Origin of the sequence: Pseudomonas parasichuanensis, from assembly GCF_021601385.1 — a bacterium.
Classification (GTDB): Bacteria; Pseudomonadota; Gammaproteobacteria; order Pseudomonadales; family Pseudomonadaceae; genus Aquipseudomonas; species Aquipseudomonas parasichuanensis.
In genome coordinates this window covers 1-10,038 of sequence record NZ_BQHO01000067.1, presented here as the reverse complement: position 1 = coordinate 10,038, position 10,038 = coordinate 1, and the positions used below count along the sequence as shown (strand labels likewise).

Below are 10,038 nucleotides of genomic sequence, written 5' to 3'. Positions count from 1 at the left end.
GGGCCCGGAGGACGCCGGAGCGAAGGGACCCCGGAGCGCAGCGCAGGGGCCGTATGATGGGAGCGAGCGGCTTTGCTTACTTTGGCCAAGACCAAAGTAAGCCGCCGTAAGGGCGGAAAGGTGACTACGCGTCAACATCGCAAATGAATGCGCATACAACTATCAAAACAAACCAACAAACAACTTACCCTGCCCCATAAAAAAACCCGCACCACTCTCATGGCACGGGCTTTCTCAAACCACAAATCAACCCAGAACGATCAACGCTCCAGCAGAATCCGCAGCATACGACGCAGCGGCTCAGCCGCCCCCCACAGCAGCTGGTCACCCACAGTGAAGGCCCCCAGATACTGCGACCCCATGTTCAGCTTGCGCAAACGCCCGACCGGAATGTTCAGCGTACCGGTCACCTGGGTAGGGCTCAGCTCCTGCATGCTGATCTCACGCTGGTTCGGCACCAGCTTCACCCATGGGTTGTGCTGGCTGATCATGCCTTCGATATCGGCCAGCGGCACATCCTTGTTCAGCTTGATGGTCAGCGCCTGGCTGTGGCAACGCATGGCGCCGATGCGCACGCAGATGCCGTCGACCGGGATCGGGCTCTTGAAGCGGCCAAGGATCTTGTTGGTCTCGGCCTGGGCCTTCCACTCTTCACGGCTCTGGCCGTTCGGCAGTTCCTTGTCGATCCACGGGATCAGGCTGCCGGCCAGCGGCACGCCGAAGTTCTCGGTCGGGTAAGCCTCGCTGCGCATGGCTTCGGCGACCTTGCGGTCGATGTCGAGGATGGCGCTGGCCGGGTTGGCCAGGTCATCGGCCACCGCCGCGTGGGTGGCGCCCATCTGCTTGATCAGCTCGCGCATGTTCTGCGCGCCGGCACCGGAGGCCGCCTGGTAGGTCATGGCGCTCATCCACTCGACCAGGCCGGCTTCGAACAGGCCACCCAGGCCCATCAGCATCAGGCTGACGGTGCAGTTGCCGCCGATGTAGTTCTTGGTACCGGCATCCAGCTGCTGGTCGATGACCTTGCGGTTGACCGGGTCGAGGATGATCACGGCATCGTCCTGCATGCGCAGCGACGAGGCGGCGTCGATCCAGTAGCCCTGCCAGCCGGCTTCACGCAGCTTGGGGAAGACTTCGTTGGTGTAGTCACCACCCTGGCAGGTCAGGATGACGTCGAGGGTCTTGAGCTCTTCAATGTTGTAGGCGTCCTTGAGCGGGGCAGTTTCCTTGCCCACGTTCGGACCCTGGCCACCCACATTGGAGGTGGTGAAGAACACTGGCTCGATCAGGTCGAAGTCCTGCTCTTCGAGCATCCGCTGCATGAGCACGGAACCGACCATTCCACGCCAACCGATCAGACCTACACGTTTCATCGCAACTACACCTTTGCTAAAAGTGGGCCGCCACCGGGAGTTGTTGGTGGCGGGCCAGAGAGATTACAGATTCCGCAGCGCTGCGACTACTGCGTCGCCCATTTCCTGCGTACCGACTTTGGTGCAACCGGCAGACCAGATATCACCGGTGCGCAGGCCCTGGTCCAGGACCAGGCTGACTGCCTGCTCGATGGCTTCGGCCGCCGCCTGCTGGTTGAAGCTGTAACGCAGCATCATCGACACCGAAAGAATGGTCGCCAGCGGGTTGGCGATGCCCTGCCCGGCGATGTCCGGCGCCGAGCCGTGGCACGGCTCGTACATGCCCTTGTTGTTGGCATCCAGGGACGCCGAAGGCAGCATGCCGATGGAACCGGTGAGCATGGAAGCCTCATCCGACAGGATGTCGCCGAACATGTTGTCGGTGACCATCACGTCGAATTGCTTGGGCGCACGCACCAGCTGCATGGCGGCGTTGTCGACGTACATGTGGCTCAGTTCGACGTCCGGGTAGTCCTTGGCCACGTCTTCGACCACTTCACGCCACAACTGGCTGGAAGCCAGGACGTTGGCCTTGTCCACCGAGCACAGCTTCTTGCCACGCACGCGGGCCATGTCGAAGCCGACGCGGGCGATACGGCGCACTTCGCTTTCGCTGTACGGCAGGGTGTCGTAGGCCTGGCGCTCGCCGCCTTCCAGCTCGCGCTGGCCGCGTGGCGCACCGAAATAGATGCCGCCAGTCAGTTCGCGGACGATGAGGATGTCCAGGCCGGAGACGATTTCTGGCTTGAGCGACGAGGCGTCGGCCAGTTGCGGGTAGAGGATGGCCGGGCGCAGGTTGGCGAACAGGCCCAGTTGCGAACGGATCTTCAACAGGCCGCGCTCAGGGCGGATGTCACGCTCGATCTTGTCCCACTTCGGGCCACCCACGGCGCCCAGCAGCACGGCGTCGGCCTGGCGCGCACGCTCCAGGGTCTCGTCGGCCAGTGGCACACCGTGCTGGTCGATGGCGGCGCCGCCGATCACGTCGTGGGCGAGGCTGAAGCCGAGCTGGAACTTGTCGTTGGCCAGCTCCAGCACCTTGACCGCCTCGGCCATGATTTCCGGGCCGATGCCATCACCTGGGAGAATCAGAATCTGCTTGCTCATGCTTTCCTCTATCCATCAAAGCGACGCGGCCGCCTCGGCCCCGTCGTGAATAATCAGCGTTCGGCCCAGAGTACCAGCACATCGGTGCTGAACGAGCCATCGGCCTCAATCTGGTAATACTGCCGCACTTCCTCGCCCATGGCTTGCTGCAACTGGCGGATAGCCACGCGCAATGGCTCGGGGGTGCGCATGCGCTCTACCCAGGACTGCCATTCCAGGCGCAGGCGCTGGCGGGTGTGGCTGCGCACATGCAGGCCAGCCTCGCTGACCTGGCGCTGCCATTCGGCGGCGCTGTAGTCGCGTACGTGGCTGGTGTCGCGCAGCACTTCGACCGTCTGCAGGTAGGTATCGAGCAGCGGGCTGCCCGGCGACATGACATCGATGAAGGCCGCCACCCCGCCCGGTTTCAGTACCCGGCGCACTTCGCGCAGGGCCAGGCCCAGGTCGCTCCAGTGGTGCGCCGAATAACGGCTGAACACATAGTCGAAACTGGCATCGGCGAACGGCAGGCGTTCGGCGGCGCCGCGCTCGGTGCTGATATTGCCCAGGCCGCGTTGGGCTGCCGCAGCGGCCACCACGTCGAGCATCGACTGCGAGAGGTCGTAGGCCACCACCTCACCGACCAGCGGTGCGATGTGGAAGCTGACATGGCCGGCACCACAACCCAGGTCCAGCACACGGGCCGCGCCCTGCCCGGCCAGCTCGGCCTGCAGCAGGGCGAATTCGCTGCCCTGGGCGTGCACGGCGCTGCTGAGGTAGGCGCTGGCCTGTTCGCCGAACTGGCGCTGGACCACGTCGGTGTGGGTGGTGCGGGTCATGGGGCAATCCTTTTGGTTGTGTGTTGCCTGTTCCGGCCTCTTCGCCGCTGCGATTTACCCGCGAAGAGGCCAGTACTATCACCTACAAACTTCAGGCATCGCGGAACAGCCAAGGCTGGCTGGCGCGGTGCTTGCTTTCGAACGCCTTGATCGCGTCGCTGTCCTGCAGGGTCAGGCCGATGTCGTCGAGGCCGTTGAGCAGGCAATGCTTGCGGAACGCGTCGATCTCGAACTTCAGTACCTTGCCATCCGGGCGGGTCACGGCCTGGGCGTCGAGGTCGATGGTCAGCTGGTAGCCGGGGTTGGCTTCGACCTGCTTGAACAGCTCGTCGACTTCAGCGGCATCGAGAATGATCGGCAACAGCCCGTTCTTGAAACTGTTGTTGAAGAAGATGTCGGCAAAGCTCGGCGCAATCACGCTGCGGAAACCGTACTCGTCCAATGCCCAGGGGGCGTGCTCACGGCTGGAACCACAACCGAAGTTCTCACGCGCCAGCAACACGCTGGCACCTTGGTAGCGCTTGTGGTTGAGCACGAACTCTTCGTTGACCGGGCGCTTGCTGTTGTCCTGGTAGGGCTGGCCCACGTCCAGGTAGCGCCACTCGTCGAACAGGTTGGGGCCAAAGCCGGTGCGCTTGATCGACTTCAGGAACTGCTTGGGGATGATCTGGTCGGTGTCGACGTTGGCACGGTCCAACGGCGCGACGAGGCCAGTGTGCTGGGTAAAGGCTTTCATGCTGCGCTCCCTTGGATCAACTCGCGGACGTCGATGAAGTGGCCGGTCACCGCGGCGGCGGCGGCCATGGCCGGGCTGACCAGGTGGGTACGACCACCGGCGCCCTGGCGGCCTTCGAAGTTGCGGTTGGAGGTGGACGCGCAGTGCTCGCCGCTCTCCAGGCGGTCCGGGTTCATCGCCAGGCACATCGAGCAGCCTGGTTCACGCCATTCGAAGCCGGCTTCGAGGAAGATCTTGTCCAGGCCTTCACGCTCGGCCTGGGCCTTGACCAGGCCCGAGCCCGGCACGACGATGGCCTGCTTGACGCTGGAAGCGACCTTGCGGCCCTTGGCAATCTCGGCCGCGGCGCGCAGGTCTTCGATGCGCGAGTTGGTGCACGAGCCGATGAACACGCGATCCAGCTGGATGTCGGTGATTGCCTGGTTGGCACTGAGCCCCATGTACTTCAAGGCACGCTCGATCGAGCCACGCTTGATCAGGTCGGCCTCGGCGGCCGGGTCCGGCACGCGCTGATCGACGGCCAGGACCATCTCGGGCGAAGTGCCCCAGCTGACTTGCGGCTTGATCTGCGCGGCATCCAGCTCGACCACGGTGTCGAACACGGCATCGGCGTCGGACACCAGGTCCTTCCACGATTCCACCGCGCGCACCCACTGCTCGCCCTTCGGCGCGTACGGGCGGCCTTCGACATAGGCGACGGTGGTCGCATCGGTGGCCACCAGGCCCACGCGGGCGCCGGCTTCGATGGACATGTTGCAGATGGTCATGCGGCCTTCCATCGACAGCGCGCGGATGGCGCTGCCGGCGAATTCCATGGCATGGCCGTTGCCGCCAGCGGTGCCGATCTTGCCGATCACGGCCAGGACGATGTCCTTGGCGGTGACGCCGGCAGGCAGTTCGCCCTCGACGCGCACCAGCATGTTCTTCATTTTCTTGGCGACCAGGCACTGGGTGGCGAGCACGTGCTCGACTTCGGAGGTACCAATGCCATGGGCCAGGGCACCGAAAGCGCCGTGGGTGGAGGTGTGCGAGTCGCCGCAGACCACGGTCATGCCCGGCAAGGTTGCGCCTTGCTCGGGGCTGATGACGTGGACGATGCCCTGGCGCTCGTCGTTCATCTTGAATTCGACGATGCCGTATTCGTCACAGTTCTCATCGAGGGTCTGCACCTGCAGGCGCGACACCTGGTCGACGATGGCCTCGATACCGCCCTTGCGCTCTGGCGTGGTCGGCACGTTGTGGTCGGGCGTGGCGATGTTGGCATCGATGCGCCACGGCTTGCGGTTGGCCAGGCGCAGGCCTTCGAAGGCCTGGGGCGACGTCACTTCGTGGATGATGTGGCGGTCGATGTAGATCAAGGACGAGCCGTCATCGCGGCGCTTGACCTCATGGGCGTCCCAGAGTTTGTCGTAGAGCGTTTTGCCAGCCATCAGACTGTTCCTCATCAGCGTCTTTCTATGCCAAAGACCCCTTGGCTTGTACGGACGATGCTATGGCGATAGATTGAATAACTCAAATTCATAATTTTCATGCTTTGCATAACCATCAGGAATTCAGAACGATGGACCTGGCCAACCTCAGCGCCTTTATCGCCATTGCCGAAACCGGCAGCTTCTCCGGCGCAGGCGAACGCCTGTTCCTGACCCAGCCGGCCATCAGCAAACGCATCGCCGGGCTGGAGCAGCAACTGAACGTACGCCTGTTTGACCGCCTGGGCCGTGAGGTCAGCCTGACCGAGGCCGGTCGCGCCCTGTTGCCACGTGCCTACCAGATCCTCAACGTGCTTGATGATACGCGCCGTGCGCTGACCAACCTCACCGGGGAGGTGAGCGGTCGTTTGACGCTGGCCACCAGCCATCACATCGGCCTGCACCGCTTGCCGCCGGTACTGCGGGCCTTCACTCGGCAGCACCCGGCGGTGGCACTGGATATCCAGTTCATGGACTCCGAAGCCGCCTACGATGAAATCCTGCATGGCCGCGCCGAAATTGCCGTGATCACCCTGGCGCCCGAGCCGCATCACCTGGTCAGGGCAACCCCGGTGTGGGACGACGCCCTGGACTTCGTTGCCGCGCCCGAGCACCCACTGGCCAGCAGCGGCCTGGTCAGCCTGGCCGACGTGGCCCGGCACCCGGCGGTGTTCCCCGGCGGCAACACGTTCACCCACCATATTGTCCAACGCCTGTTCGAAAGCCAGGGCCTGACGCCGAACATCGCCATGAGCACCAACTACCTGGAAACCATCAAGATGATGGTTTCCATCGGCCTGGCGTGGAGTGTGCTGCCGCGTACTATGCTGGATGAGCAGGTGGCGTCCATCGCCCTGCCCGGCATACAGCTGTCGCGCCAGCTAGGCTACATTCTGCACACCGAACGCACGCTATCGAACGCGGCCAGGGCCTTCATGGCCCTGCTCGACAGCCACGCAGGGCCCGCCTGACCGGTCGTCAGCACGGCAGTACATTTCTCAAGGACGCGACATCCGCCAAAGGTCTGGTACCGATGCCCAAATCAGCAAACCGCTTTCCGCGCCTGCCGCGCATCCCTGCGGTCGATCCCCAGGAGTCGGAGCAGGCCTGGCAGAATGCCCCGCAACTGTTGGCTGCGCTCAATGGCGCGAACCTGGGCGCCTGGCTATGGGATATCGAGAGCGGCCGCGTCAGTTGGTCGCGGGGCACCCAGGCGCTGTTCGGCTTCGACCCCCAGCGCCCACTGCCCAACGATGTCGACTACCTCGACCTGCTGCCCGAGGAAGACCGCGCCCGCACGCGCCAGGCATTCCAGGCCGTGGTCAATGGCGAACCGATCGAGCAGGCCATGCGCCACCGTATCCGCTGGCCGGACGGCAGCGTGCACTGGCTGGAGATCAACGGCAGCCTGACCCATGACCTGCACGGCCGACGGCAGATGATCGGGGTGATCCGCGAGATCACCCGCCAGCGGGAGCGGGAAAACGCGCTGATCAACTCGGAAAAGCGCTTCGCCACCCTCTTCCACCTCAGCCCCAACGCCATCCTGCTCACCCGCCGCCACGACGGCCTGATTATCGAAGTCAACCAGCACTTCGAAGACATGTTCGGCTGGCCCGGCGCCCACGTGGTCGGCAAGACCAGCATGGAGCTTGGCCTGTGGGTCAACCCGGAGCAGCGCCATCTGGTACTGGAGGCCACCCGCGCCGGCAGCGGCCCGTTGACCATGGAGGTGCAGTTCCGCGCCACCAGCGGCAAGGTCCACGACGGTATTCTCTGCACCCAGGGCATCGAGCTGGAAGGCATCACCTACCTGATCAGCACCTTTGTCGACACCACCGAGCGCAAGCGCGCCGAACAGGCGCTCAAGGACAGCCAGGAGCGCCTCGACCTGGCACTGGACTCGGCCCAACTGGGCACCTGGGACTGGCACATCCCCAGCGGCATGCTCTATGGCTCGGCCCGCGCCGCCCAGCTGCACGGGCTCGACCCGGTGCCGTTCCACGAATCCTTCGATGCCTTCTTCGAAGGGGTGCCCGAACACGAGCGCAACTCCATGCGCCAGGCCTACCACAGCCTGCGCGAGGGGCCGGCCGGCAATTACCAGATCACCTACCAGGTGCAACTGGACAACGGCGCCACGCGCTTCATCGAAAGCCGCGCGCGGCTGTACCGTGACGAACAGGGCAAGCCGCTGCGCATGGCCGGCACCCTGCTCGACATCACCGACCAGGTAGAGCGCGAACAACGCCTGACGGCCTCGGAAGAAAAATTCGCCAGCCTGTTCCAGGTCAGCCCGGACCCGATCTGCGTGACCCGCCAGGACACCGGCCAGTTCATCGAGATCAACCCGGCCTTCAGCCAGACCTTCGGCTGGAGCGCCGAGCAGGTGCTCGGGCGCACTGCCGAAGAGCTGGGCCTGTGGGCCGAGTCGGCCGAGCGCGCCCAGCGCATCGAACGGGTGATCCGCGACCAGGCCCTGAGCAATGTGGCGATCGGGGTCAACCACCGCAACGGCGGGCCATTGACCTGCGTCATCTCCAGCCGCCTGATCAGCGTCGACGGCCAGGCCTGCAGCGTCACCACCCTGCGCGACATCACCCAGCAACAGCGCGCCGAAGCGGCGCTCAAGGCCAGCGAGGAGAAATTCGCCAAGGCGTTCCATTCCAGCCCCGACGCCATCACCATCACCGAACGGCGCAGCGGCCGCTACCTGGAGGTGAACGACGGGTTCTGCCGGCTGACCGGCTACAGCGCCAGCGAGGTAGTCGGCCGCACAGTCTATGAACTGGGCATCTGGGCCGACGACAAGCAACGCAGCGCCCTGCTCAACGAGCTGAAGGCGCGAGGCCGGGTGCATCACCGCGAGATGCTCGGGCGCAACAAGCGCGGCGACATTCTCACCGTGGAAGTGTCGGTGGAGCCGATCAGCCTCAACGAGGTCGACTGCCTGTTGCTCACCGCCCGGGATGTCAGCCTGCTGAAAAACGCCCAGGCGCAGATTCGCCACCTGGCCTACCACGACCCACTGACCAACCTGCCCAACCGCGCCCTGCTGATGGACCGCCTGAGCCAGCAGATCGCCCTGCTCAAGCGCCACAACCTGCGCGGCGCATTGCTGTTCCTTGACCTCGACCATTTCAAGCACATCAACGATTCCCTCGGCCACCCGGTGGGCGACACCGTGCTGAAGATCATCACCGCCCGCCTGGAAGCCAGCGTGCGCCTCGAAGACACCGTGGCACGCCTGGGCGGCGATGAATTCGTGGTACTGCTCAGCGGCCTGGAAGGCAGCCGCGAGCTGGTGGAAAGCAAGGTCCGCGAGCTGGCCGACACCTTGCGCGAGCTGCTGGCCGAGCCCATGTCGCTGGATGGCCAGCGCCTGCAGGTCACGCCCAGCATCGGCGTGGCGCTGATCCCCGACCACGGCGCCACCCCTGCCGACCTGCTCAAACGCGCCGACATCGCCCTGTACCGCGCCAAGGACTCCGGGCGCAACACCACCCAGCTGTTCCACACCACCATGCAGAAGGCCGCCAGCGAGCGCCTGCGCATGGAAAACGACCTGCGCCTGGCGCTGGCCCGTGGCGAGCTGGCGCTGCACTTCCAGCCCCAGGTCGATGCCCGTGACAATCACATCGTCGGCGCCGAAGTGCTGTTGCGCTGGCACCACCCGCAACTGGGCCAGCAGCCGCCGTCCCAGTTCATCCAGGTGCTCGAGGAAAGCGGGCTGATCCTGGAAGTAGGCAGCTGGATCCTCGACGAAGCCTGCGACGCCTGCGCGCGCATGCTCGAGGACGGCCTGATCGACGCCGATGACTTCAGCCTGTGCGTCAACATCAGCCCCCGGCAGTTCCGCCAGAACGATTTCGTCGCACGGGTGCTGCGCAGCCTCGATGACTACCGTTTGCCGCGGCACATGCTCAAGCTGGAGATCACCGAGGGCATCGTCATCCAGAATCTGGAAGACACCATCAGCAAGATGCGCGAACTCAAGCGCTATGGCGTCAGCTTCGCCATGGACGACTTTGGCACGGGCTATTCGTCACTCACCTACCTCAAGCGCCTGCCGGTGGATGCGCTGAAGATCGACCAGACCTTCGTCCGCGACGCACCGGTTGACCCGAATGACGCCGAGATCGTCCGCGCCATCGTCGCCATGGCACGCAGCCTGGGGCTGGCGGTGATCGCCGAGGGCGTCGAGTTGACCGAGCAGCTGGAGTTTCTGGAAAGGCTCGGCTGCCATCTGTACCAAGGCTACTTGCACAGCCGGCCACTGCCGCTGCCGGAGTTTCGGCAGATGCTGCTGGAGGCACCGGCGGATTATTGAATGGGCGCTCGAGGATTGCGCAACCCTGTGGGAGCGGGTTTGAACTGGCCTAATGATTTTGGACACCTTCTTCGGGCGCTATGATGGCGCCCAATTGGAGGCAAAATCAGTGCGTAAATCTTACTCAAGAGAATACAAAGTCCAAGCTGCCGAGATGGTGCTGGAC

General features: G+C 64.3%; 7 protein-coding genes. 2 read left to right on the top strand and 5 right to left on the bottom strand.

All coding sequences use genetic code 11. From position 1 onward, the window contains the following. Nucleotides 1-260: 260 nt before the first annotated feature. The 5 genes from asd to leuC all read right to left on the bottom strand — a co-directional run bounded on the left by asd (nucleotide 261) and on the right by leuC (nucleotide 5,503). A complete protein-coding gene (asd, locus tag L6D77_RS26895) occupies nucleotides 261-1,373 on the bottom strand; it encodes an aspartate-semialdehyde dehydrogenase (protein WP_232885588.1) in 1,113 nt (370 codons plus the stop codon). A 63-nt stretch (nucleotides 1,374-1,436) separates the two neighbouring features. Continuing rightward, entirely contained in the window at nucleotides 1,437-2,519 is a 1,083-nt protein-coding gene (gene leuB, locus L6D77_RS26890; RefSeq protein WP_232885589.1) for a 3-isopropylmalate dehydrogenase, read from the bottom strand. A 53-nt stretch (nucleotides 2,520-2,572) separates the two neighbouring features. Beyond that, nucleotides 2,573-3,337, bottom strand: a complete 765-nt coding sequence (locus tag L6D77_RS26885) for a class I SAM-dependent methyltransferase (RefSeq protein WP_232885590.1) — start codon at nucleotides 3,335-3,337, stop codon at nucleotides 2,573-2,575. A 91-nt stretch (nucleotides 3,338-3,428) separates the two neighbouring features. Further along, a complete protein-coding gene (gene leuD, locus L6D77_RS26880) occupies nucleotides 3,429-4,073 on the bottom strand; it encodes a 3-isopropylmalate dehydratase small subunit (protein WP_232885591.1) in 645 nt (214 codons plus the stop codon). Next, nucleotides 4,070-5,503, bottom strand: a complete 1,434-nt coding sequence (gene leuC, locus L6D77_RS26875; RefSeq protein WP_232885592.1) for a 3-isopropylmalate dehydratase large subunit — start codon at nucleotides 5,501-5,503, stop codon at nucleotides 4,070-4,072. The genes leuD and leuC overlap by 4 nt, the downstream gene beginning before the upstream one ends. A 131-nt stretch (nucleotides 5,504-5,634) precedes the next feature. Between leuC and L6D77_RS26870 the strand changes: the two genes are divergently transcribed. Together L6D77_RS26870 and L6D77_RS26865 are read left to right on the top strand one after the other, a co-directional pair. Next, nucleotides 5,635-6,513, top strand: coding sequence for a LysR family transcriptional regulator (locus L6D77_RS26870; RefSeq protein WP_232885593.1), 879 nt, complete (start codon nucleotides 5,635-5,637; stop codon nucleotides 6,511-6,513). Nucleotides 6,514-6,575: 62 nt separating this feature from the next. After that, nucleotides 6,576-9,872, top strand: a complete 3,297-nt coding sequence (locus L6D77_RS26865) for a PAS domain S-box protein (RefSeq protein WP_232885594.1) — start codon at nucleotides 6,576-6,578, stop codon at nucleotides 9,870-9,872. The last annotated feature ends 166 nt before the right edge of the window (nucleotides 9,873-10,038 follow it).

Bases quoted from the DNA above. Each gene is read 5' to 3' on its own strand.
- L6D77_RS26870 (WP_232885593.1), top strand. From the start codon at position 5,635: ATGGACCTGGCCAACCTCAGCGCCTTTATCGCCATTGCCGAAACCGGC.
- leuB (WP_232885589.1), bottom strand. From the start codon at position 2,519: ATGAGCAAGCAGATTCTGATTCTCCCAGGTGATGGCATCGGCCCGGAA.
- leuD (WP_232885591.1), bottom strand. From the start codon at position 4,073: ATGAAAGCCTTTACCCAGCACACTGGCCTCGTCGCGCCGTTGGACCGT.
- L6D77_RS26885 (WP_232885590.1), bottom strand. From the start codon at position 3,337: ATGACCCGCACCACCCACACCGACGTGGTCCAGCGCCAGTTCGGCGAA.
- asd (WP_232885588.1), bottom strand. From the start codon at position 1,373: ATGAAACGTGTAGGTCTGATCGGTTGGCGTGGAATGGTCGGTTCCGTG.
- leuC (WP_232885592.1), bottom strand. From the start codon at position 5,503: ATGGCTGGCAAAACGCTCTACGACAAACTCTGGGACGCCCATGAGGTC.
- L6D77_RS26865 (WP_232885594.1), top strand. From the start codon at position 6,576: ATGCCCAAATCAGCAAACCGCTTTCCGCGCCTGCCGCGCATCCCTGCG.